Source organism: Xanthomonas boreopolis, assembly GCF_046529185.1.
GTDB lineage: Bacteria > Pseudomonadota > Gammaproteobacteria > Xanthomonadales > Xanthomonadaceae > Pseudomonas_S > Pseudomonas_S boreopolis.
The window spans coordinates 693567-717158 of the sequence record NZ_CP097162.1 but is presented as its reverse complement, the minus strand read 5'-3'; the positions used below and the strand labels follow the sequence as shown (position 1 = coordinate 717158).

Below are 23592 nucleotides of genomic sequence, written 5' to 3'. Positions count from 1 at the left end.
TGAGTGCCGGGCGAGCATAGCCGCGTGCGCCGGCGCCGTGGCGGGCGATGCGATGGAACCGCCGAATCGGCGACGGAAGCCGGCCGCCAGGGCGCGAAATCCCGCTCCCCGGCAGGAAACCGGCCGGCGCGGCCCCCGGCCCGGTGGCGCGGCGCTATGCTCGGCGCTCCCCCGGACGAAGGATCTCCATGCATCGCCGCCACTTCCTGCGCGGCGCGGGCGCCGCCCTCGCCGCCGCCTCCACCGGCGCGCTGGCCTCCGGGCCGGCCAAGGCCGCGCCGGCCGCCGCGCCCCTCCCGCCGCCGCTGGCGTCGCGCTTCGCCGGGCCGCGGGCGCTGGCGCCGATCCGCGCCACGCCCGACCGCATCGTCGCGCTGAGCGTCTGCACGCGGCCGTTCCGCGCGCAGGGACCGCGCATCGAGGTCGAACGCATCGGCCGCAGGCAGGTCGTCCACAACTACGGCCATGGCGGCAGCGGCTGGTCGCTGTCGTGGGGCAGCGCCGAGCTGGCGGTGCGGCTCGCGCAAGCCGCCGGCGCCCGCGACGGGCTGGCGGTGATCGGCTGCGGCGCGATCGGGCTGACCACCGCGCTGGTGGCGCAGCGCGCCGGCCTGCGCGTGCGCATCTACGCCAAGGAACGCCCGCCGGAAGTGCGCTCGTTCTTCGCCACCGGCGTGTGGTCGCCCGGCTCGCGCGTATGCACGGCCGAGCACGCCACGCCCGAATTCCGCAGGCGCTGGGAAGAGATGGCGCGGATCTCGTTCCGCCGCTACCAGACCCTGCTCGGCCTGCCCGGCGAGCCGATCGAATGGCGCGACGGCTTCGTGCTCTCCGACGTCCCGTTCGACCAGCCCGTGCCCGGCGCCGAGGACCACGAGCCGGAGTATCCGCACCTGGAACGCGAGCTGCTCGCCGACCTGGGCCCCGGGACGACGCCCCTCGCCGCCGGCGAACATCCCTTCCCGGTACCGTTCGCCGCCCGCTACACGCAGATGACCTTCAACATCAGCGCCTACTCGCGCATGCTGCTGGACGACTTCCTGCAGGCCGGCGGCGAACTGCGCACGCGCGAGTTCGAGAGCCCGCGCCAGTTCGCCGACCTGCGCGAGAAGGTGATCGTCAACGCCACCGGCTACGGCGCGCGCGCATTGCTAGGCGACGAGAGCATCGTCCCCGTGCGCGGCCAGACCGCACGGCTGGTCCCGCAGCCGGAAGTGGACTATGGCCTGTACTGGCGCGGCCACAACCTGAGCGTGGTGCCGCGCCGCGACGGCATCCTGGTCCAGGCCCAGGGCCCGCGCGACTTCGGCAACGCCGACGCCACGCCGGACCGCGCCGCCTCGGAAGCGGCCGTGGCGCAGCTGGCGAAGTTGTTCGGGTAGGTCCCTTCTCCCGTTCACGGGAGAGAAGGTGGCGCGCAGCGCCGGATGAGGGCGCTTCAAGTGAAGCGATCTACCGCATCCCCCATCCGCCCTTCGGGCACCTTCCCCCGCAGGCGGGGGAAGGGAAGTCGGCGCCGGTCCAGAACACACCATGGGAGCACCTTCCCCCGCAAGCGGGGGAAGGGACGTTGGGACTCACTTGCGCTCGGCGGCGCTCGCGTCGCGGGTGGCGCGGAACTCCGAGTCCTGGCTCCAGTTCGGCCACTGGCGCGAGTCGGCCAGCTGCATCCCGAGCCTGTACAGCACCGCCAGGTCGCGCGCGGCGCCGGCGAAGGTCCAGTCGCGCTGCCATTCGTCGCCTTGCTGGTGGTAGCGCTTGGCGGTGTAGTCGTCGGCCGCGGCCTTGCCGGCGGCGATGCCGCCGCTCTCCCAGTCCTGGCCGGCCGAGTACGAGATCGCCGGCACGCCGCGCTTGGCGAAGGAGAAGTGGTCGGAGCGGAAGAAATAGCCGGCTTCCGGCTTCGGATCGGGCGTGTAGCGCAGGTTCCAGCCCTGCTTGGCGACGGTCTTCAGGTCGTCGAGCAGTTCCAGCTTGGCGGTGCCGTAGATGCCGAAGTCGCGCGAGGGCACGAACGGGCTCATGCCGTCCATGTTGATCACCGCCACGGTCCTGGCCAGCGGGTACAGCGGCTTGGAAGCGTAGAACTCGGAGCCGAGCAGGCCCTTCTCCTCGGCGGTCACCGCCAGGAACACCACCGAACGCTCCGGCCTGGGCCCGTTGGCGAAGCCGCGCGCCAGTTCCAGCAGCGCCGCGGTGCCGCTGGCGTTGTCGAGCGCGCCGTTGAAGATGGTGTCACCCCGCGCATCCGGCTTGCCGACGCCGATGTGGTCCCAGTGCGCGCTGTAGACCAGCGTCTCGTCCGGGTACTTGCTGCCTTCCAGCCGCGCGACCACGTTGTGCGAAGTGATCACGTCGCGCTTGACCTGGTAGCTCGCGCTCAGGCCCTCGCCCTTGAGCGCCACCGGCTTGAAGCCGCGCGTGGCGGCCTGCTTCTTCAGCGCGTCGAAATCCAGGCCGGCGTCCTTGAACAGCTGCACCGCCAGGTCGCGCTGGATCCAGCCCTCGACCTTCGGGTGCGCCGCCGCCGGGTCGTCTCGCACCACGTCGAACATGGTGTTGGTGTTGGAACTGGCGACCGTGGCCCAGCCGTACGACGCCGGCGCGGTCTCGTGCACGATCAGCACGCCGAGCGCGCCCTGGCGCGCGCCTTCCTCGTACTTGTAGGTCCAGCGGCCGTAGTAGGTCATGCCCTTGCCGTCGAAATCGCCCTGGCCGGTCTCGAAGTCCGGGTCGTTGATCAGCACGACGGCGATCTTGCCCTTCAGGTCCACGCCCTTGAAGTCGTCCCAGTTGCGCTCCGGCGCCTTGACGCCGTAGCCGACGAACACCAGCGGCGCGTTGGCGATGTCCACCGACGTGGAGCCGTCCATCGCGGCGCGGACCGCGATCTCCTTGCCCTGGGTCAGCGCCTGCGTCTTGCCCGCGACGCCCAGCGCCAGCTTCGGCGTGCCGACGATGTCGGCGCGCTGCAACGGCACCGCCTGGGTCCATGCGCGGGTGCCGCCGGCCTGCAGGTCGCCGCCCGGCTGCAGGCCCGCCTCGCGGAACCGCTCGACCAGGTAGGCGATGGTCTTCTCCTCGCCGGCCGTGGCCGGGGCGCGCCCCTCGAACTCGTCCGACGCCAGCACCTTGACGTCCTGCGAAATGCGCTTGCCGTCGAAAGCCGGCGTGGCCGCCATCGCCAGCATCGGCGCCGCCGAGAGCGCCAGCACTCCCACCAGATGTCTTTTCACCGCGAACCCCCGCTCTATCGAAACAGCGGTCGAGTTTAGGCCAAGACCCCGGGGCCCCGGGATGTGCCGGATGGCCTGGGTGGCTCCACATGAACGGGGTCATGCCCGGCCGCCGGCCGCCCGGTCAATTTTCCGCCACCGGGGCCGATATCGCGGGCGATGTTCGAATACGAAGACACTCCATGAACCCGCTCGCCTCGTTGCGCCGCCGCGTCGCCGACCTCCCCGTCACCCGCAAGTTCGTCCTGCTCTGCGCGCTGCTGGCGCTGGGCGTGGTCCTGCTGGCCATCGGCGCCGCGCGCCTGCAGTACCTGGACCTGGTCGAGGCGCGCAAGCAGAGCGTGAAGACCCAGGTCGACATGGGCATGGACATGATCGGCCACTACGCCGGCATGGCCGCGCGCGGCGAGATCAGCACCGCCCAGGCCAAGGCGCTGGCCCGGTCGGCGCTGGCCTCGGTCCGCACCAACAACGGCGTGGACTACTTCTTCATCGCCGACCCGCAGATGCGCATCGTGATGCATCCCACGCGCAAGGCCGGCACCGACATGAGCGGCTACCGCAGCGATGCCGGCGAGTACGTCTACCGCGACATCCAGAAGGCCGTGGCCGAGGGCGACGGCTTCAGCTACTACTCCGCGCCCAAGCCGGGCCAGAAGACCCAACTGCCGAAGATCAGCTACGCACGCGCCTTCCCCGAGTGGAACTGGATCCTGGCGATGGGCGTCTACGCCGACGACATCCAGCGCGAGGCGTGGGGATTCACCGGCTGGGTGACGCTGATCGGCGCCGGCGTGGTGGTGGTGATCACGGTCCTGTCGTGGCTGATCGCCGGGTCGATCGTCGTGCCGCTGCGCGCGGCCACGCGCACTGCCGAGGCGATCGCCGGCGGCCGGTTCGACAACGCGATCGCCGCCACGTCCAAGGACGAGACCGGCCAGCTGCTGGCCAGCATGGACCAGATGCAGCACCAGCTGCAGCGCTTCAACGGCGAGATGCAGACCATGATCCGCCTGCAGCAGGGCGAGGACATCGGCCATCGCATCCCGGAGGATTTCCCGGGCGACTACGGCACGCTCGCGCGCGGCGTCAACACCGTGCTGTTCGAGCACCTGGACGCGATCAACGACGCGATGGCGGTGATGGACGAGTACGGCCGCGGCGACCTGCGCCGCGACATGCGCCGCCTGCCCGGCCAGCGCGCGCGCCTGCACGAGGCGCTGGATGCGGTGAAGGCCAACCTGTCGTCGATCAACGGCGACATCGCCCGCCTGGCCGAAGCCGCCGCGCATGGCGATTTCTCCGCGCGCGGCGACGAATCCCGCTACCAGTTCGCCTTCGCCGAGATGGTGCGGGCACTGAACCGCCTGATGCAGCAGGCGGACGCCGGCCTGGGCGACGTGGGCCGGATCATGGCCGCGATCGCCGACGGCGACCTGAGCCAGCGCGTGGACGCGCGCTACGAAGGCGCGTTCGGCCACCTGGCCGACGCCGCCAACCGCACCGCCGGGCAGTTGGCCGCGATCGTGCGCGGGATCCAGCATTCGGCCCGTTCGATCGACACCGCCGCGGCGGAGATCGCCACCGGCAACGCCGACCTTTCCAAGCGCACCGAGAGCCAGGCCGCCAACCTGGAGGAAACCGCGGCGTCGATGGAGGAGCTGACCTCGACGGTACGCCAGAACGCCGACCACGCCCGCGAGGCGGACAAGCTGGCGCAGAACGCCGGCCAGGTCGCCGGCGAAGGCGGCCGCGTGGTCGAGCAGGTGGTGGCCACGATGGCGTCGATCCAGGAGGCCTCGGCGCGCATTGCCGACATCATCGGCGTGATCGACGGTATCGCGTTCCAGACCAACATCCTGGCGCTCAACGCCGCGGTGGAAGCGGCACGCGCCGGCGAACAGGGCCGCGGCTTCGCCGTGGTCGCCAGCGAAGTGCGCGCGCTCGCGCAGCGCTCGGCGCAGGCGGCCAAGGAGATCAAGGCGTTGATCGACGACTCGGTGGAGCGCGTGGCCCAGGGCTCGGCGCTGGTCACCAGCGCCGGCAGCACGATGTCCCAGGTGGTGGAAGCGGTGGAGCGCGTCACCGGCATCATGGCCGAGATCACCGCCGCCTCCCAGGAGCAGTCGGCCGGCATCGAACTGGTCAGCCAGACCGTGATGCAACTGGACGAAATGACCCAGCAGAACGCCGCCCTGGTCGAAGAAGCCACCGCCGCCGCCCGCAGCCTGGAAGACCAGGCCAGCCAGCTCACCCAGGCGATAGCCGTATTCCAGCTGGACGACGAATCGCACGCCCGACAAACACCGGATGTGCACTACGCGTCGGCGGCTTGAGTGGAACGCGAGCGACCTGCTGTTGCTGTTGCTGTTGCTGTTGCTCGTGATCTTGCTTTGAGCTTTCGCTTTTGACTTACCGGGGCCCCTCCGAAGCGGCGGAGACGGCGGGTAAAACCCGAAGGGCGACGTGCATGGGCTCGCCGGAAAAGGCGAAGCACTGCTTCGCCCCGGCGGGCGGGCATTCGCCGCGCGGCGAATGCCCCGGACTCGGCCGCGTAGCGGACGAGCACGTCGTTTTTCGCCGGGGCAGGATGCCCCGTCGAAAAATCCCGCCGGCTCCGCGGACCCGCAGCGCAGCTGCGGGCGCGAAGGCGGGGTGTGCTTTCTTTGGGTTACCTTTCTTTGCACAAGCAAAGAAAGGTAACTCGCCGCAAGGCGAAAGCTTTTGGGCTGTACTCGCCAAAGGCCACAACAGCCAAAGCAAAGTCCCTGGATTCCCGCCTTCGCGGGAATGACGATAGAGAGATAGCGTGGATCGGATAGGTGACGGGGAAAGTCACTGGATGATCAGCCGTTCGGCTGCTGAAAAGCGCTTCCCGCCTTCGCGAGAACGACGGCAGAAGGATCGTCCGGGTTGATAGAAAGATCACGCGAGCCGATAAAAAGCCGCTTGATGGAGAGCCAACAGGCGCGCTGATACAAAGACAACAGCAGAAGAACCAGACACCAAATCGAATAACGCAGAGACACCCGCACAACATCCAGCTCCACCCCAACCACCCCACTTGAACCAACCACCAACACCCCACTCCATACCCTCCGAAAACATTTGCATGCCGCCCCCACGCAGGCATAGCCTCCACGGCTCGAACCCGTACATGGAGCGACGCATGCCCCGCCCGCTGTCTCTGCTGATCGCCGGCCTCCTCGCCGCCGGCCCCGCCTTCCTGCCACCAGCGGACGCCGCCCCCGCCTCCTTGGCCCGGACCACTGCCGACGCCGCCATCCCCGACATCGCCTACGAGCGCTTCACCCTGCCCAACGGCCTGACCGTCGTGGTGCACGAAGACCACAAGGCGCCGGTGGTGGCGGTCAGCATCTGGTACCACGTCGGCTCCGCGGACGAACCGGCCGGCAAGACCGGCTTCGCGCACTTGTTCGAGCACCTGATGTTCTCCGGCTCGGAGAACCACAAGGGCACCTACTTCGCCCCGTTCGAGCAGGCCGGCGCCACCGACCAGAACGGCACCACCTGGTTCGACCGCACCAACTACTTCGAGACCGTGCCGAGCACGGCGGTGGACATGGCGCTGTGGATGGAGTCCGACCGCATGGGCCACCTGCTCGGCGCGATCGGCCAGAAGGAGCTGGATACCCAGCGCGGCGTCGTGCAGAACGAGAAGCGCCAGGGCGAGAACCGCCCCTACGGGCGCGTCGACCAGAACATCCTCTCCCACCTGTTCCCGGCCAACCACCCGTACCAGCACGACACCATCGGCTCGATGGAAGACCTCGACGCGGCCTCGCTGGACGACGTCAAGAACTGGTTCCGCGACTACTACGGCGCCGCCAACACCACCCTGGTGCTGGCCGGCGACATCACCGTGGCCGAAGCGAAGGCCAAGGCGGAGAAGTATTTCGGCGACATCCCGGCCGGCAAGCCGGTGCCGCGCCAGCAGCCGTGGATCACGCCGCTGGCCCGCCAGGCCCGCGGCGTGCAGCACGACCACGTCGCGCAGCCGCGCATCTACCGCACCTGGGTGGCGCCGCAGCTGGGCAGCGACGACGCGATCCGGCTCGACCTCGCCGCCACCGTGCTCGGCGGCGGCAAGACCTCGCGCCTGTACCAGCGCCTGGTCTACCGGGACAAACTGGTGGACGACGTGTCCGCCAGCCTGCAGCCGTTCGCGCTGGCCAGCCAGCTGCAGATCCAGGCCGACGTGAAGGACGGCGTGGACCCGGCCAAGGTCGAGGCCGCCATCGACGACGAGCTGAAGAAGTTCCTCGCCGAGGGCCCGACCGCCGACGAATTGCAGCGCGCGCAGGTCGGCTACCGCGCCGGCTTCGTGCGCGGGCTGGAGAAGGTCGGCGGCTTCAGCGGCAAGGCGGTGATCCTGGCCGAGGGACAGGTCTACCGCGGCGACCCGGGCGCCTACCGCAAGGACCTGGAGCGCGCCGCCGCGGCCACCCCGGCCAGCGTCCGCCAGGCTGCCGGGACCTGGTTCGGCAAGGGCGACTACCTGCTGACCGTGCTGCCGGCCGGCGAGGACTTCGACCCGGCGGCCGAGGACAAGGCCGTGGTCGCGCGCGGCGCCGAGCCCGGCAAGCCGTCGCCGAAGCTGCCGGCCCCGGCGGCCTACCGCGTCGCCGGGAGCCAGGTCGACCGCAGCCAGGGCGTGCCGCAGACCACGCGGTTCCCGAGCCTGAGCTTCCCCGAGCTGCAGCGCGGCAGGCTGAAGAACGGCATCGAGGTGGTCCTGGCCGAACGCCATGCCATCCCGGTCACCCAGGTCGAACTGCTGTTCGACGCCGGCTACGCCGCCGACCAGGGCCACAAGCTCGGCACGGCCAGCTTCACCGCGCAGCTGATGAGCGAGAGCACCAAGTCGCTGGACTCGGTGGAAGTGGCCAAGCGCCGCCAGCGCCTGGGCGCCGGCATCGCCACCGGCTGCGACCTCGATGCGTGCAGCGCTTCGCTGGACGCGCTCAACGACCAGCTGCGGCCCTCGCTCGAGCTGTTCGCCGACGTGGTGCGCAACCCCGCGTTCGATGCCGGCGACATCGAGCGCGTGCGCGGCCAGTGGCTGGCCGGCATCGCGCAGGAGAAGACCCAGCCGCAAGGCCTGGCCCTGCGCACGCTGCCGCCGCTGCTGTACGGCAGCGATCATGCCTACGGCATCCCGTTCACCGGCACCGGCACCGAGGCGGCCATCCGGAGCCTCACCGCCGCCGACCTGCAGCGCTTCCACGATACCTGGCTGCGCCCGGACAACGTGCGCATCCTCGTCGCCGGCGACACCACGCTGGAGCGGATCATCCCGCAGCTGGACGCCGTGTTCGGCGACTGGAAGGCGCCGGCGTCCCCGGTACCCAGGAAGAACGTCGCCCGGGTCGCGGCCCAGCCGAAGCCGCGCGTGTTCCTGATCAACCGCAACGACGCGCCGCAATCGCTGATCCTGGCCGGCCTGCTGGCGCCTTCGACCAAGGACCCGGCCGACCTCGCGATCGGCGTCGCCAACGACGCCTTCGGCGGCACCTTCACCTCGCGCCTCAACATGAACCTGCGCGAGGACAAGCGCTGGGCCTACGGCGCCTTCAGTTTCCTGATGGACGCGCAGGGCCAGCGGCCGTTCCTGTTCTACGCGCCGGTGCAGACCGACAAGACCGCCGAGTCGGCCGCCGAGGTGCTGAAGGAAGCCAGCGAAGTGGTCGGCGCCAGGCCGCTCACCGGCGAGGAAGTCGACAAGATCAAGAACCAGAGCATCCGCGCGCTGCCCGGCAGCTACGAGACCACCCACGCCGTGCTCGGCGCGATCGAGGGCATCGTCCAGTTCGACCGCCCCGACGACTACGTGCGCACGCTCAAGGCGCGGCTGGAAGCCATCGGCCAGCCGCAGGCGCAGGCGGCGATCAAGCAGATCGTCGCGCCGTCGTCGATGACCTGGGTGATCGTCGGCGACCTCGGGAAGATCGAGGCGCCGATCCGCGCGCTCAACCTCGGCGAGGTGCAGGTGATCGATGCCGACGGCAAGCCGGTGAAGTGAGGCCCGGATGACGCGGCGCCGTAGCGATGGCGCCGCGTCTGCCTCACCGTCGTAGGAGCGGCTCCTGTGGGAGCGGCTTCAGCCGCGAAGGGGCTTTCTCATTTGAACCCCTGCACAGGGACGTGCAGGCTGTTGCAGAGGGATCTGCATGAAGGCCTCGTCGCGGCTGAAGCCGCTCCCACAGGGCCGCTGCTTTCTCGGTAGAGTCCCATCGCGGCTGAGGCCGCTCCTACGGAACCTACTTACCCGCACGTCGTCCACTGCTTGCGCGCGTACCACAGCGCGCGTCGCGCCAGGTCGTAGGCGCTGTCGGCCTGGCGCGGCAGCAACTGCTCGGCCATCACCGGGTCGGCACCGTGCGCCAGGGCGTGCTCCACGCGCTCCAGGTCGGCCAGGTGCGTGCGCGCCGGCGCGAGCAACTGCGTGCGCCGCGCGGCATTGCAGGCGGTCGGCAACGCCTCCAGCGACGCCAGCTCCTCGCGGATGCGGCGGCTGGCACCGCCCTTCAGGTCCGGCACGTCCTCGTGCGCGATCGGCGCGGCCTTGTAGGCATCGCCGGTGGCTTCGCTGCCCAGGTCGGCCTTGTTGCCGGCCAGCGCGGGGTTGAACCGCACGTCCGGCGGAGGCCGCGCCTTCACCGTCTGCACGTCCTTGCCCCAGATCAAGCCGTTGATGCGTTTCATACCGCGGTTGAGGCCCTGCATCGCTACGTCGCCGAGCGTGCCGTCGCTCTTCCAGTCCTTCTCGAAGCGGGTCTCGCGGTAGTCGACCGGGTTGGGCCGCTCCAGCACCTTGCGCGCCTTGTCCAACGCCCTCTCGTCGGTCATGCCCGGCGGCACCGCAGCGTAGCCGGGGTCGAGCGGATCGACCACCTCGCCCATCCGCACCTTGCCTTCGCGCGTGTACAGCTGCGCCTGCGTGCCATTGGAACGGGCCGGTACCGGCGGCGGGGCGGATGGCGCGATGGCGGGCGTCGCCTGCGCAGGACGGGCCGGCGCAGGCGGCCGGGCGTCCGCCGGTACGCGTGGCGGCGGCGCCTCTTGGGTCGGCGGCAATGCCGGCTCGCGCGGCAGGAAGGTCACCCGCATCGCCGAGGCCTGGCGCGCCACCTGCGGCGAGGCCGGCGCCGGCACGTGCAGCAGCACGCGCGCGAACAGCAGCAGGATCAGCAGCGTGCCGGCCATGGCTCCCAGGTGGGTGAGCATGTCTTCCCTGCGGCTGGGCTGCTTCACGGATAACGGAGAGTGCGGGATGCGGATGAGGGATTGTGCCGCGCCCGGGTACATGCCGGGTGCCGGCGCGTGTCCGGCGTTGCACGCTGGCGTCGCGGCCCGCCAATCTAGCGGCCGGCCCCGCCCGGCGCGTATGAATTCCGTTGCATCGGCATGCCGCCAACAGCCGGCGTTCACGTTGGCGCGTCCTGCCCGCGACGAGGCGGCGTGAAGACGATGCCGATGCCACTTGCGCCGGCGTGGCCTATCCTGCCGGTCCGCCGTCACGAGGATTGCCATGTCCATTCCACGCGTCGCGCATCTGCGCCTGCTCGTCGTCGTCCTACTGGTCGCCACCGCCTGCGCGCCGTTGCAGCGCGGCAGCGCGCCACCTGCGCCGCTGCCGCCGCAGCAGGCCTATCCGGCGCTGTTCGAGGCCGTGCAACAGGCCGAGCTGTTCGAGGACCAGAAGCAGTTCGTCGACATGGTCCCGCGCAGCGAACCGGCCCGCATCGAGGCCGACTACCTCGCCCGCCGCGGGCAACCGGGCTTCGACCTGCGCGCCTTCGTCTCCGCCCGTTTCGATGCGCCGGCCTCGCACGTGTCGCCCGCGCTGCCCACGCGCGCCTCGCTGCGCGCCCACATCGACGCGCTCTGGCCGCTGCTGGTCCGCGACAGCCGCCAGGTGCCCGCGCATGGCAGCGAGCTGGCGCTGCCCAAGCCCTACGTCGTGCCGGGCGGGCGCTTCCGCGAGCTGTACTACTGGGATTCGTACTTCACGATGCTCGGCCTGCACGAGAGCGGGCAGGCGCAGCGCTCGCGCGACATGCTCGACGACTTCGCCTACCTGGTCGACCGCTACGGGCACATCCCCAACGGCACGCGCAGCTACTACCTGAGCCGCTCGCAGCCGCCGTTCTTCTCGCACATGGTGGAACTGGAAGCCACCGCCGGCGGCGACGGCTCGCTCTACGTGCGTTACCTGCCGCAGTTGCGCGCCGAGTACCGCTACTGGATGGACGGCGCCGACGGCCTGGCCCCCGGCAGCGCCGCCCGCCACGTCGTGCGCCTGCGCGACGGCAGCGTGCTCAACCGCTACTGGGACGCCTCCGATACCCCGCGCCCGGAATCCTACCTGCAGGACCGCCAAACCGCCGCGCAGGCCAGCGGACGCCCCGCCGACGAGGTGTATCGCGAGCTGCGCGCGGGCGCCGAGAGCGGCTGGGACTATTCGTCGCGCTGGCTGGGCGACCGCCGCCAGCTGCACACCATCCGCACCACCGCGATCGTGCCGGTGGACCTCAACAGCCTGATGCAACACCTGGAGCGCACCATCGCCCAGGCCTGCAAGCAAGCCGCGGACGAGGCCTGCGCCAGCGAGTTCGCGCAACGCGCCGAAACCCGCAGGCAGGCCATCGAACGCCACCTCTGGAACCCGGCCGGCTACTACGCCGACTACGACTGGCAACGCGGCAGCGTGAGCGAGCAACTGACCGCGGCGGCCGCCTTCCCCCTGTTCGTCGGCATCGCCTCCCCCGAGCGCGCGCACGCCACCGCCGCCGCCCTGCGCTCGCAACTGCTGCGCCCCGGCGGTCTGGTCACCACCGCCCTCGACACCGGCCAGCAATGGGACGCACCCAACGTCTGGGCTCCCTTGCAATGGGTCGCAGTCGCCGGCCTGCGCCGTTACGACGAAAACGATCTCGCCCGCCAGCTCGCCCGCAACTTCCTCGCCCGCGTGCAAGCCGTGTACGCGAGCGACCACAAGCTGGTGGAGAAATACAACGCCGAAGCCGGCCAGGGCGGCGGTGGCGAATATCCCCTGCAGGACGGCTTTGGCTGGACCAATGGCGTCACCCTCAAACTGCTTGCGTTGTATGGCGAAGGTGCTGACGCGGCGGCTCGGTGAAGCCTCGCGAAACGTCGCGGCAGAATGGCAGCAGGCGTAGTGGTCGTGTCCGCAGTTACGACTGCAATTGCTGCTGTTGCTGTTGCTGTTGCTGTTGCTGTTGCTCGTGATTTTGCTCCGGCTTCTCGCCTTTGACTTTGACTTGCCGGGGCCCCTCCGAAGCGGCGGAGACGGCGGGAAAAACCCGAAGGGCGACGTGCATGGGCTCGCCGGAAAAAGGCGAAGCACTGCTTCGCCCCGGCGGGCGGGCATTTGCCGTGCGGCGAATGCCCCGGACTCGGCCGCGTAGCGGACGAGCACGTCGTTTTTCGCCGCGACAGGATGTCGCGTCGAAAAATCCCGCCGGCTCCGCGAACCCGCAGCGCAGCTGCGGGCGCGCAGGCGGGGTGTGCTTTCTTTTGGTTACTTTTCTTTACGCGGCACATCCCTGTGCCGCACCCTTCGGGCGGCTTCGCCGTGCGGCGCTGCTCCTGCAGCGCGCGTGCACAAGCAAAGAAAAGTGACTCGCCGAAGGCGAAAGCTTTTGCTTCAAGCAATGAAGATGGAAACCAAAGCAAAAATCCCAGAGTGATCAGCCGTTCGGCTGCTGAAAAGCGCTTCCCGCCTTCGGGAATGACGGCAATAAAGATCGCGAGACTTCGTCCGTACCCTCATCCGCCCCTTCGGGGCACCTTCTCCCGCAGGGAGAAGGGAAAAACGGGCACCCCGCTTCGCGCCCCGGCCTGGCGCAGCGCGCCAGGCGTTCAGGCGTGTGCGAACTCATGGTTCGCAAGCAACACGCCTTCACCCCGAAGGGAGAAGGGAAAAAACGCCTACGGGGGAAACGCTAAATCCACCCCCTCCTCCGAAACCAAACCAACGGCGCCACGATGCTCAACCCGATCACCCCCAACGCCCAGAAATACGCGTCGTGCCACTTCAACTCCGGCATGACCGCGAAATTCATCCCCCAGATCCCCACCAATACCGTCGGCGGGATCCCCACCACCGACGCCACCGCCATCACCTTCATCACCTCGTTCTGGTCCATGTTGATCAACCCGAGCACGCTGTCCAGCAGGAACTCGATGCGATCGCTCATCTGCTGCTCGAACTCGCCCAGCGACGCCACGTCCTTGCGGATCAACTTGACCCGCTGGCGCGCCGCCTCGTCGAACCACTGCGGCGGCACCTCGTCCAGGTAGGTCGCCAGCCGCAACAGCCCGTGCACCGTGTTGTGCATCGCCCCGATGCGCTGCCCCATCGCCCCCACCTCGCGCAGCATCCGCTCCAGGCCGCGATTGCGCCGCTTCGGCGCGAACGCCAGGCGGGTCGCCTCGGTCACGTGCGCCTCCAGCGTCTCCAGCCGGTCGGCGAGCTTGTCGACGATGTGCTCGAGGATGCGCAGGAACAGATCGAGCGAGCCCGCGCAGGGCCGCTGGGCGATGTCCTCCTCCACGTCCTTGAGATAGTCCAGCGCCACCTCGCGCTGGGTCACCAGCGCATCCGGGGACAGCACGAAGCCCAGCGGCGAGACGGTGCCGTCCTCGGACTGGAAGCGCGGCAGGTTGAGGATCCACGCATCGCCGATGCTGCGCACGCGGCTGGTGAACTCGATCTCGCTGATCCCCGCGCGCCCGGGGATCTCGAAGCCCACCTGCCTGGACGCTTCCGCCAGTTCCTCCGGTTCCGGCCGGCATAGGTCCACCCAGACGCCTGGCGCGGCCCGGCTGCCGGTGATCGGATGGATGGAGATCATGTCCTGTCCCGTACTCGAAGTTGGAGGCATCTTTGCGGGCCTTGCGCCAAGCCGGCGCGAAGGGCCTTCCGGGCCCGCGGGCGGATCAGACGATGCGGGTGCGCTTCCACCACCGGGTGACCTTTTCCTCGCGCACCAGCGTGAACAGTCCCGCCCCCAGGATCAGCGCGATGCCCACCGCCATCGGCCAATCGAGGTGGTCGTGGAACAGCAGGTAGCCGAACCCGATCGCCCACAGCATCTGGCTGTACTGGGTCGGCGCCACCGCGCTGACCGGCGCCATGCGCGTGGCATACATCAGGAAGATCGCCGCCAGCCCGGCGAGCAGGCCGTAGCCGGCCAGCAGCCCCCACTGCGCCGGCGTGGGCCATACGAACGCCGGCAGCATCAGGATCGCCCCCATCACCAGCGGGCCGAGCACGCCGGCGCCGTACAGGGTGATGCGCTTCTCCGACGTGCCGGCCATGCGCAGCGCGATCACCGACACCGCGCCCACCAGCCCGCACACGATCGCCGCGACATGGCCATGGCTGAGATGGCGGAACCCCGGCCGCAGCACCACCAGCACGCCGACGAACCCCACGATCACCGCCGACCAGCGCCGCCAGCGCACCTGCTCGCGCAGGAACAGCACCGACAGCACCGTGACGAAGATCGGCATCAGGAAGATCAGCGCGAACGCCTCGGCCATCGGCAGCGTGGTGAAGGCGATCACCGAGGTCAGGTTGCCGATCGCCGCGGCCAGCGCGCGCAGCAGCCACAATGCCGGCTTCTTCGCCACCACCAGTTCGCGCCAGCGGTCTTCCGGCGCCTTCAGGAACGGCACCGCGACCAGCATCAGCGCCGCGCCCAGGCACAGCACCTCGTAGGCCGGCAGGCCGCCCTCCAGCAACTTCACGAACGCGTCGCTGATCGAGTACGCCGCATAGCTTGCGAAGCCCAGCAGGATGCCCTTGACCATCCGAGATTCCGGTGCGGCGGGCGCACGCGCGCCCGGGACCGACAGTATGCGGCCCGGCCTGCCCGATGGCGTGCCGGGCCGGGCGGGGCTCAGGTCCAGTCGCTGTCGTCGAAGCCGGAATCGTCCGCGAAGCCGGCGTCGTCGGCCAGGCCATCGCCGCCGGCGTCCGCCGGTCGCGCATCGTCGTAGTAGTTGTTGGTGGTGACGTTCTCCACCACCACGTCCTGCCCCGCGTTGCCGCCGAGGAAACCGCCGCCGCCGTGATGGCCGCCGAACAGGTTTTCCAATCCCTGGAACAGGAACATGCCGCCGGCCACGCCCGCGGCGGTGCTGGCCGCGGTACCCAGGAAGCCCGGCCCGCGCGCGGCCGGAGCCGCCTGCGGCGCCGGCTCCGGCGTGGCGCCGCCGAGCAGGCGTTCGCGCCAGCCCGGCGCGGCGGCGGGCGCGGCCGGCGGCAACGGCGGCGGGCTGGCGCCCCATCCCTGTCCGAGGAAGCTGGTGGCGGCCGGGACCGCGCCGGCCTGCTGCAGATGCGCGATCTGCGCCCTGGCCTGCTCGAGCGCCTGCTCCAGCAGCAGTGCGCGCTGCACCAGCAGGTAGGCCGCGTCCGGCTGCCCGGCCAGGCGGTCGCGGATCAGCGCGTCGGCCTGCGGGTCCTTGGCCACGCCGCCGCCGGCGCGCAGGCGGGCGAGGAAGTCGTCGAGTAGTTGCTGTTCTTGCGGGGTCATGCCGTTACCTGGGAGAGAGGGCCGGCCGAGTGCCGGCAGGCACAGCATGGGCATGCCACGGCCCAGGCAAAGGGGTGCCGCCGTCGCCGGTGCAGACGGCGTTCATCCGCGTGCCGCGCGCTCAACCGCGCGCGGCACGCCGCTTCAGCCAATACCCCACCGCCAGGATCAGGAACCACGCCGGGCTCACCAGCAGCGCCTGCAGCGTATCGGGCTGCAGCGTCAGCAGCACCAGCACGAACGCGAAGAACGCCAGCACCACGCAGCACATCGCCACGCCGCCGGGCATCTTGAAGGTGGACGCGGCATGCAGCTGCGGGCGCTTGCGCCGATAGGCGATGTAGGCGCACAGGATCAGCGACCAGACGAACATGAACAGCACCGCCGACAGCGTAGTGACCAGGGTGAACGCGGTCACCAGGTTCGGCACCATGTAGATCAGCAGCGCCCCGGCCATCAGGCAGGCGCAGGAGAACAGCAATCCGCGCGCCGGCACCGCCGCGCGCGAAAGCCTGGCGAAACCTTTGGGTGCATGCTTTTCCTCGGCCAGGCCGTAGAGCATGCGGCTGGTGGAGAAGATGCCGCTGTTGGCCGAGGACGTGGCCGAGGTCGACACCACGAAGTTGACCAGGCTGGCCGCGGCCGGCACGCCCGCCAGCACGAACAGCTCCACGAACGGGCTCTTGCCCGGCACCACCTCGCGCCACGGCGTCACGCACATGATCGCCGCCAGCGCCAGCACGTAGAACACGATGATGCGCACCGGGATCGAGTTGATCGCCTTGGGCAGGTTGCGCATCGGATTGGCGGTCTCGGCCGCGGTGGTGCCGACCAGCTCGATGCCGACGAAGGCGAACACCGCGATCTGGAAGCCGGCGAAGAACCCGGTCGCCCCCATCGGGAACATGCCGCCGTCGTTCCACAGGTTGGCCAGCGAGGCCACGTGCCCGTCCGGGGAGCGGAAGCCCCAGGCGACCATGCCGGCGCCGGTGACGATCAGCGCGGCGATCGCCACGATCTTGATCAGCGCGAACCAGAACTCCATCTCGCCGAAAAGCTTCACCGTCACCAGGTTGAGCACGAGCAGCAACAGCACGCACATCGCCGCCGGTATCCACGGCGCCAGCCCCGGGAACCAGAACTGCGCGTAGTTGGCGATCGCGATCACGTCGGCGATGGCGGTGATGATCCAGCAGAACCAGTACGTCCAGCCGCAGAAGAAGCCGGCCCACGGCCCGAGCAGGTCGGTGGAGAAGTCGATGAACGACTTGTACTCCAGGTTCGACAGCAGCAGCTCGCCCATCGCGCGCATCACGAAGAACAGCATCGCGCCGATGATCATGTACACGAACAGGATCGAAGGGCCGGCCAGGCTGATGGTCTTGCCCGAGCCCATGAACAGGCCGGTGCCGATCGCCCCGCCGATGGCGATCAGCTGGAGGTGGCGGTTGGAGAGGGAACGCTGGAGGTGGTCGGGGACGGACGGATCGGACATGGGGGCGGACGGCGGTGGCGAAGGCAAGCGGCCAACTTAGGAGAAGCCCACCGCCCGCGCCAGCCTCGATCGCCGCGCCCGCGGGCGGGGCTACCGCCGGCCCGCCCGCGCCGTGCCCGGCCGGCCGGGCTCAGAAACGATAGGTGAAGCCCAGCGTGGCGCGCCGGCCGGGCGCGTAGTGCAGGTTGCTGTACTGGTCCAGGACGAAGTACTTGCGCGCGGTCAGGTTCTCGACGTTCAACTGCACCGAGGCGCGCGGCCCGAAGGCGTAGCGCGCCATCGCGCTCAGCAGCGTCACCGCCGACTGGTCCACCCGGCGCAGGCCTTCCGGCACGGGCGCGCTCACCATGGCATGGCTGGCCGCCTGCCAGTTGACGCCGCCGCCCACGGTCAGCCTGCTCCACTCGCCGGGCAGGCGCCAGGTGCTGAACAGCCGCACCAGCGTGCGCGGCAGGTCCGGGCGCAGTTGCTCGCCGCCCGGCCCTTCCAGCGTGAAGTGCGACCAGCCGAACGACGCGTTCCAGCCCTCGGCCAGCTCGCCCGACGCTTCCAGCTCGAAACCGCGCGAGCGCGTGCCGTCCACCGCGGAGTAGGCCTGGGTGATGCCGTCCGGCAGGTACTGCCCGGGATCGGCCACCGCCACGTTGTCCTGGCGCGTGTCGAACAGTACCAGCGAGGTGTTCAGGCGCCCGTCGAGATGGCGGCCCTTGATGCCGGCCTCGCGGCTGCTGCCCAGCACCGGATCGAGGAAGCTGCCGTCGGCCCGGCGGAACGGCTGCGGGTTGAATACCTGGGTGTAGCTGACGAACGCCGAGTACACCGGCGTGATCGCGTACACCAGCCCGGCGTACGGCACGGTCTTGTTGTGCTCGTGGTGGAACACGCTGCTGTCGCGGGTATCGTTCTTCCAGCGGCTGTAGCGCGCGCCGGCGATCAGCGTGAGCGGCTCGGCCAGCGACAGCCGGGCGGCGGCATAGGCGCCCTGCTGGTCGGTGCGGTTGTCGGCGGACTTGCGCTTGTCGGCGCTGAAGTCCGGATAGGGGTAGTCCCCGTCCCACGCCAGGAAGTCGCCGACCGCGGCCAGCTCGCCATGGCTGGCCTCGAACGTCTCCGTGTCGTAGCGCGAGCCGCTCAGCCCGACCACCAGTTCGTGCTCGCGGCCCCAGGCCCGGAACGGGCCGGAGGCGTATAGATCGAGCATGTTCTGGCGCCCTTCCTGGCGCGCCCGGTAGGCGTAGGGCGTCATGCCCTCGCCGGTCAGCCGGTCCGGGAATCCCTCGACGTAGAACAGCGCCATGTCGCCCTCGGTGGCGCGATGGCTGGCCATCGCGCGCAGCTGCCAGCCGTTGCCGAAGCGGTGCCGCAGGTCGGCGAACGCGGTCTGCGTGGTGTTGTACCAGTGCGTCCAGTCGGCCGCGCTGTTGAAGCCGCGCGGCCATTCCAGGAAACCGCCATCGGCGTAGAACACCGGATAGAACCCCCAGGTGATGCGCTCCGGCCGGGTCCTCTGGTAGTCGTAGCCCACGCTCAGCGTGGTGTCCGGCGCGAGGTCGGCATCGACCACGCCGTACAGCACCGTCTTCTTGCCGTGGTAGCGGTCCAGGTACGAGTCGCCCTGCTCGTAGGCCCCCACCACGCGGCCACGCACGCGGCCATCCCCGCTCAGCGGCGAGGCCACGTCGACCGTGCCGCGCCACGTGTCCCACGAGCCCGCGCTGAGCGAGGCCTCGCCCTGGAACTCGCGGCTGTCGGCGCGCTTGCGCACGAAGTTGATCATCGCCGAGGGGTTGCCCGCGCCGGTCATCAGGCCGCTGGCCCCGCGCAGCACCTCGATGCGCTCGTAGATCGCGGTGTCCAGGCTGCCGTCGGCGGATTCGGCATTGAGGCCCGGCGCGACCGGCACGCCGTCGTAGGCCATGTTCTGGACCAGGAAGCCGCGCGAGTAGAACAGCACGCGCTCGGTGTCGTAGGCGTTGGACGAAACGCCGGTGACGTTGTCGAGCACGTCGCGCACCGAGGTCATGGCCTGGTCCTCGATGCGCTGCTCGGTCACCACGGTCAGCGACTGCGGGGTCTGCTGCGGCGTCAGCGTCAAGCGCGTCGCGGCCGTGCTCTGCTCGACCGTATACGCGCGCGGAAGCGTGCCGCGGACATTGACCGCATCGAGCGTGGTGGCATTGTCGGGCGCCTCCGATCGCGACTGCGCCATCGCCGACAGCGCAACGGAAAGACCGGCCGCCAGCAGGCCCAGGCGCAACGCGCCGCAACGGGAATGGAACATGGAACGCAGCTCCCCAGGAAAGGTTTGGAACGCAGCCATCGGCATGCGCAGGTGACGACGATCTGGCGGGCGGGGAGCTGGCGTGTCGTCGGATGGCGCGATTCTACCCGAGCGCCGCGGCGGGCACACGAGCCGCCGCCGCGGCCGGGGGGACGGCGTCGTCCTTCAGCGGCCGGCGTGCCGGGATGCCTCGCCGCATTCCAGCGCGATCACGTCCAGGTCGCGCGCGACCACCACGTCGACCGGGTCGCGACGCGCGGCGAGGCGGCCGGCGAACGCCGGCGCGAACGATTCGGTCCGGCCCATGATGTGGGAGAGCACGAGTCTTCCCGGCTTCGCCTCGTCCACCCGCTGCAGCAGCCGCGCGGGCGGCATGTGCAGCGCATTGGCGACGGGGTCGCCGTCGTCCGCCACCGCCAGGTGGACGACCAGGACATCGGCGCCCTTCGCAAACCCCGCGAGCCGGCCGGCCTGGTCGCTGGTGTCGCCGGCGAACACGATGGCGCGCCCGTGCTTCTCGATCCGCCAGGCCAGTGCCGGGATCGGCCCGTGCGACACCGGCATGGCGCTGATCGCGAATCCGTCGATCTCGGTGCGGTAGATCCCGGGTCGTTCCCAGTCCGCGCGGATGTCGACCGGGCGCAGTGCGTACCGGTCCGGCGCGCGCGCATCGACGTAGTCCGAGAGATACCGGTAGGCACCGCCGGGCGATGCGAAGAGCGCATCGACGAACTCGCGGGTCGAGGGGACGCGCCCGTTGCCGCCGGGTCCGAGGATGGGCAGGTCCCTGGTGCGGTCGCCGAAGTACGAGGCCTTCACCAACGATGCCAGGTCGACCGAATGGTCCACGTGCAGGTGGCTCAGCAGCACCGCCTGCAGGTCCTCGATGCGCGCTCCGCTCCTGGCGAAGTTCGCCATCGCGCCCGCGCCCGCGTCGATCATCAGTTTCGCCTTGCCGTCCTCGCGGACCAGGTAGGAGGTGGATGCGCGCCCATGCGCCAGCTCGGGCCCGCCGGAACCGAGCACGACCAGTTCCAGGCCGGGCTTCGCGCCGGCCCAGGCGAGCGCCGGGAGGCAAAGCAACGCGGCGAGGGCCATGGCATGGCCCAGCGCGCCGGTACGCCGCGGGCTACGCATCGAGGACCTTCCCCTGCCGGGCGAGCAGGACGATGCCCGCCAACGCGAGCGCCAGGCCGGCGGCCGGTACGAGCCACGCCACCGCGATGCCCGCCATCAGCAGCACCACCGACCAGACGCGCAGGACCTGCGCCGGGTCCACCGCGCCCCGTGCGGCGGCCGGTGCGAACCCGCGGCGGAACAGCGCGTCCAGGCTCAACCGGCCGGGGCCGAACACCACCAGCGGCCACAGCATCGCGGCGAACAGCAACGGCAGATTGAAGTTGCCGTAGCCCTGGTCGGTGATCGCATAGCCCATCCACAGTTCGGCGAACGAACTCCAGGCTTCGGGCCAGTGCACCGCCGCGGTCGCCACGACGGTCAGCAACAGCAGGACCGCGGCGAAGAAGCGCGTCGCCAGGCCGAGCAGCAGGCAGAGCGCGCCGGCGATCTCCAGGGCCATGGACAAGGTCCAGTTGAAATCGGCCGGGAACAGCGAGAACGGCGCCGGCAACGCGATCGAGCCGAACCAGTTCTCGCCCCGGTATTTCTCCAGGCCCGCTTCGAGGTATTCCCAGCACAGCAGCGCGCGGATGGGCAGCAGGCCCACCACATCGCCGCCGCGCTCCAGGCTGGCGCACCACGCGAGGATGCGCGCGGGTTTCGATGTCATCGTCTCTCCTTCGTTGGGTTCAAGGGGGTGGATCGCGTCATGCCGCGGCGAACACGATGTCCTGTTCCAGCATCCGCTCGAGCGTCGAACGCCCCTGCGCCATGAACGTGGCGAGCGCCGGCCCCGCCACGCCGAGCCGGCGCGCCACCCGTGCCAGGTGCTGCCGCGCGGTGCGCTGGCGCGCCTGCGAGACGGATCGCAGCAGTTCGAAGGCGACGATGCCCAGTTCGGTGAAACGGACCTGGTGGTCGCGCGTCCTTCGCGCGAGCAGCAGCGTGGGCTCGGCAGGCGGCGCCCCGGGCAGCTCGCCGCCGCCGATCCGGTGGACCGGCCAGCGGTAGGCCAGCGCCCAGGCCAGCGGGTTCGGCACGAGCGGCCGGTCGTCGATGCCGCCGGTAGGCCGCGCGGTCGCGCCCGGGTAGGCGTCCTCGCTGATCGACAGCGCCAGTTCGACCCACTCGTAGTGGGCCAGTTCGGGAAGGAACGCCGGCAAGGGATCCTGCGTGGCTCGTTCCGCCCGCCGGCACAGGTAGCGATGGAACTCCTGGCCGATCTCGGTGAACAGCGGCGTCGTGCAGCGGTGGTCGCGGAAGAAATCGCGCACCAGCGCTTCCCAGCGCCCGGCCATGATCTGCCGGATCACCGGGAAGTTGGCTTGCAGCAGCTCGGCCATGTTGTTGAACAACAGCTCCCGGTACACCGCCAGCCGGCGCGGGGGCACGCCCGCCATCGCGGCCGCTTCGGGATCGCGCAGGCATCGGCCCATGCGCAACTGGTGGTCCCGCAACGCGGCGGGCGCCTGGATGCGGCTCATGCGGGCGCTCCCGTTCCTGCCGCCAGCCGGCGGATGAGCTGCAGCTCGTTCCTCAGGTCCTCGTAGTCGGGAAAGTTGGCGTCGCGCTCCAGCAGCGTGGGCCGGGGCCCGATGCTCCGGTAGGCCTGGGCCAGCAGCGCCCAGACCGGGTCCTTGACCGGCGCGCCATGGGTATCGATCTTCAGCCCGTCCGGTTCGTCGTAGTGCCCGGCCACGTGGTAGTAGCGGACGCGCCCGGCCGGCATCGCCGCCAGGAAAGCGGCCGCGTCGTAGCCGTGGTTGGCGGCGTTGACGTAGACGTTGTTGACGTCGAGCAGCAGGTCGCAATCGGCTTCTGAAAGGATCGCCTTGACGAAGGTCGCCTCGTCCATCTCGCCGGTGGCCGGCGCGTAGTAGGAGATGTTCTCCACCGCCAGCCTGCGCCCCACCGCGTCCTGCACCCGCCGGATGCGCCCGGCCACGTGCCGCACCGCTTCCTCGGTGAACGGCAACGGGAGCAGGTCGTACAGGTGGCCGTCGTCGCCGCAATAGCTCAGGTGCTCGCTGTACAGGTCCACGCGGTGCCTGTCCATGAAGCCGGCGACCTTCTTCAGGAACGGCAGGTCGAGCGGCTCGGTGCCGCCCAAGGAAAGGGACAGCCCGTGGCACGCCAGCGGCTTGCGCGCGGCCAGTTCGTCCAGCATCTCCCCGAACCGGCCGCCCACCCCGATCCAGTTCTCCGGCGCGCACTCGACGAAGTCGAAGTCGCGCGCGTCCGCCTCCAGCAGCGTGCCCATCAGGGCACGCCGCAGGCCGATGCCCACCGCCATCGCGTCGATGGCGGTGCCATGCCGGCGCGCCGGAGCGGCGGTATCAGGCCGCGCCACCGCAGCTGCCCTCGGCGCCGGTCTTCTTCCCGCTGCCGCACTTGCCCTCGGCACCCGCCTTCTTGTCGCTGCCGCACTTGCCTTCGGCGTGCTTCTTGCCGGCACCGCACTTGCCTTCGCCGCACTTGCCCTCGGCACCGGCCTTCTTCTCCCCGCCGCACTTGCCTTCGGCGTGCTTCTTGTCGGCACCGCACTTGCCCTCGCCGCACTTGCCCTCGGCCGCCTTCGCCGCCGCGGGCGCGGCCTGCATGTAGCCGGCGGCGAGCTCGGTCATCGCGAACGCATTGGCGGACAGCGCCAGCGCCCCGGTGAGGGCGACGGCCGCCAGGGTGCCCTTGACCGGGCCGTTGTGCTTGTTGTGGGACATGCTTGACTCCTGTTGGTTGGAAAAGCCTGGTTCCAGGCGGGCCTGGATCCGCGACGGGCGCCGCGGATCCGGTTCTTGGCAGGCATCGCGAGGACGGTCCCCTGCGATGGCGCCTTGCGGCCGCCCTCCGGCCGCAAGGCGACGCGGCTCCCGC

The 23592-nt window shown here is 70.0% G+C and carries 18 protein-coding genes; 5 read left to right on the top strand and 13 right to left on the bottom strand.

Annotated features, from left to right (window positions below):
• Positions 1-188: 188 nt before the first annotated feature.
• Entirely contained in the window at positions 189-1382 is a 1194-nt protein-coding gene (locus M3M27_RS03240) for an FAD-dependent oxidoreductase (RefSeq protein ID WP_434027143.1), read from the top strand.
• Positions 1383-1577: 195 nt separating this feature from the next.
• Here M3M27_RS03240 and M3M27_RS03235 read toward each other — a convergent pair whose 3' ends face one another.
• Complete coding sequence (locus M3M27_RS03235) at positions 1578-3236, bottom strand: M28 family metallopeptidase (protein WP_434027142.1); 1659 nt, start codon at positions 3234-3236, stop codon at positions 1578-1580.
• A 200-nt stretch (positions 3237-3436) separates the two neighbouring features.
• Between M3M27_RS03235 and M3M27_RS03230 the strand changes: the two genes are divergently transcribed.
• Positions 3437-5572 (top strand): methyl-accepting chemotaxis protein, encoded by a 2136-nt coding sequence (locus M3M27_RS03230; RefSeq protein WP_434027947.1) that lies wholly within the window; start codon positions 3437-3439, stop codon positions 5570-5572.
• Positions 5573-6082: 510 nt separating this feature from the next.
• On the opposite strand, the gene M3M27_RS03225 is transcribed toward M3M27_RS03230, so the two are convergent.
• Positions 6083-6319: a hypothetical protein gene (locus tag M3M27_RS03225; RefSeq protein ID WP_434027141.1), complete on the bottom strand. Its 237-nt coding sequence runs from the start codon at positions 6317-6319 to the stop codon at positions 6083-6085.
• A gap of 86 nt (positions 6320-6405) precedes the next feature.
• On the opposite strand from M3M27_RS03225, the gene M3M27_RS03220 reads away from it, so the two are divergent.
• Entirely contained in the window at positions 6406-9279 is a 2874-nt protein-coding gene (locus M3M27_RS03220) for a M16 family metallopeptidase (protein WP_434027140.1), read from the top strand.
• A 242-nt stretch (positions 9280-9521) separates the two neighbouring features.
• Here the strand turns inward: M3M27_RS03220 and M3M27_RS03215 are convergent, their stop codons facing one another.
• On the bottom strand, positions 9522-10421 hold the full coding sequence (locus tag M3M27_RS03215) for a hypothetical protein (protein ID WP_434027946.1): 900 nt from the start codon (positions 10419-10421) through the stop codon (positions 9522-9524).
• 367 nt (positions 10422-10788) lie between these two features.
• Here M3M27_RS03215 and treA point away from each other — a divergent pair, with 367 nt between their 5' ends.
• Positions 10789-12399, top strand: a complete 1611-nt coding sequence (gene treA, locus M3M27_RS03210; RefSeq protein WP_434027139.1) for an alpha,alpha-trehalase TreA — start codon at positions 10789-10791, stop codon at positions 12397-12399.
• A 67-nt stretch (positions 12400-12466) separates the two neighbouring features.
• Positions 12467-12688, top strand: a complete 222-nt coding sequence (locus M3M27_RS03205; protein WP_434027138.1) for a hypothetical protein — start codon at positions 12467-12469, stop codon at positions 12686-12688.
• A gap of 537 nt (positions 12689-13225) precedes the next feature.
• Here M3M27_RS03205 and M3M27_RS03200 read toward each other — a convergent pair.
• From M3M27_RS03200 to M3M27_RS03155, 10 genes are all read right to left on the bottom strand, one after another.
• Positions 13226-14137: a CorA family divalent cation transporter gene (locus M3M27_RS03200; protein WP_434027137.1), complete on the bottom strand. Its 912-nt coding sequence runs from the start codon at positions 14135-14137 to the stop codon at positions 13226-13228.
• A gap of 85 nt (positions 14138-14222) precedes the next feature.
• Positions 14223-15098 carry a DMT family transporter gene (locus M3M27_RS03195; protein WP_140727395.1) on the bottom strand — a complete coding sequence of 292 codons (876 nt, stop codon included), beginning with the start codon at positions 15096-15098 and terminating at the stop codon, positions 14223-14225.
• Positions 15099-15187: 89 nt separating this feature from the next.
• Entirely contained in the window at positions 15188-15826 is a 639-nt protein-coding gene (locus M3M27_RS03190; RefSeq protein WP_434027136.1) for a DUF2076 domain-containing protein, read from the bottom strand.
• Between the two features lie 121 nt (positions 15827-15947).
• Positions 15948-17321, bottom strand: a complete 1374-nt coding sequence (gene cycA / locus M3M27_RS03185; protein ID WP_434027135.1) for a D-serine/D-alanine/glycine transporter — start codon at positions 17319-17321, stop codon at positions 15948-15950.
• A 130-nt stretch (positions 17322-17451) separates the two neighbouring features.
• A complete protein-coding gene (locus M3M27_RS03180; protein ID WP_434027134.1) occupies positions 17452-19602 on the bottom strand; it encodes a TonB-dependent siderophore receptor in 2151 nt (716 codons plus the stop codon).
• A 165-nt stretch (positions 19603-19767) separates the two neighbouring features.
• Entirely contained in the window at positions 19768-20739 is a 972-nt protein-coding gene (locus tag M3M27_RS03175) for an MBL fold metallo-hydrolase (RefSeq protein ID WP_434027133.1), read from the bottom strand.
• On the bottom strand, positions 20732-21391 hold the full coding sequence (locus M3M27_RS03170; protein ID WP_434027132.1) for an HvfX family Cu-binding RiPP maturation protein: 660 nt from the start codon (positions 21389-21391) through the stop codon (positions 20732-20734). Before M3M27_RS03170 ends, M3M27_RS03175 begins: the two co-directional genes overlap by 8 nt.
• A 37-nt stretch (positions 21392-21428) precedes the next feature.
• Positions 21429-22205: an HvfC family RiPP maturation protein gene (locus M3M27_RS03165; protein ID WP_434027131.1), complete on the bottom strand. Its 777-nt coding sequence runs from the start codon at positions 22203-22205 to the stop codon at positions 21429-21431.
• The gene (locus M3M27_RS03160) at positions 22202-23071 is read right to left on the bottom strand and encodes an HvfB family MNIO-type RiPP peptide maturase (RefSeq protein ID WP_434027130.1); all 870 of its coding nucleotides are present in this window, start codon (positions 23069-23071) and stop codon (positions 22202-22204) included. The genes M3M27_RS03165 and M3M27_RS03160 overlap by 4 nt, the downstream gene beginning before the upstream one ends.
• Positions 23058-23438 carry an HvfA family oxazolone/thioamide-modified RiPP metallophore gene (locus M3M27_RS03155; protein ID WP_140726125.1) on the bottom strand — a complete coding sequence of 127 codons (381 nt, stop codon included), beginning with the start codon at positions 23436-23438 and terminating at the stop codon, positions 23058-23060. Before M3M27_RS03155 ends, M3M27_RS03160 begins: the two co-directional genes overlap by 14 nt.
• Positions 23439-23592 lie beyond the last annotated feature (154 nt).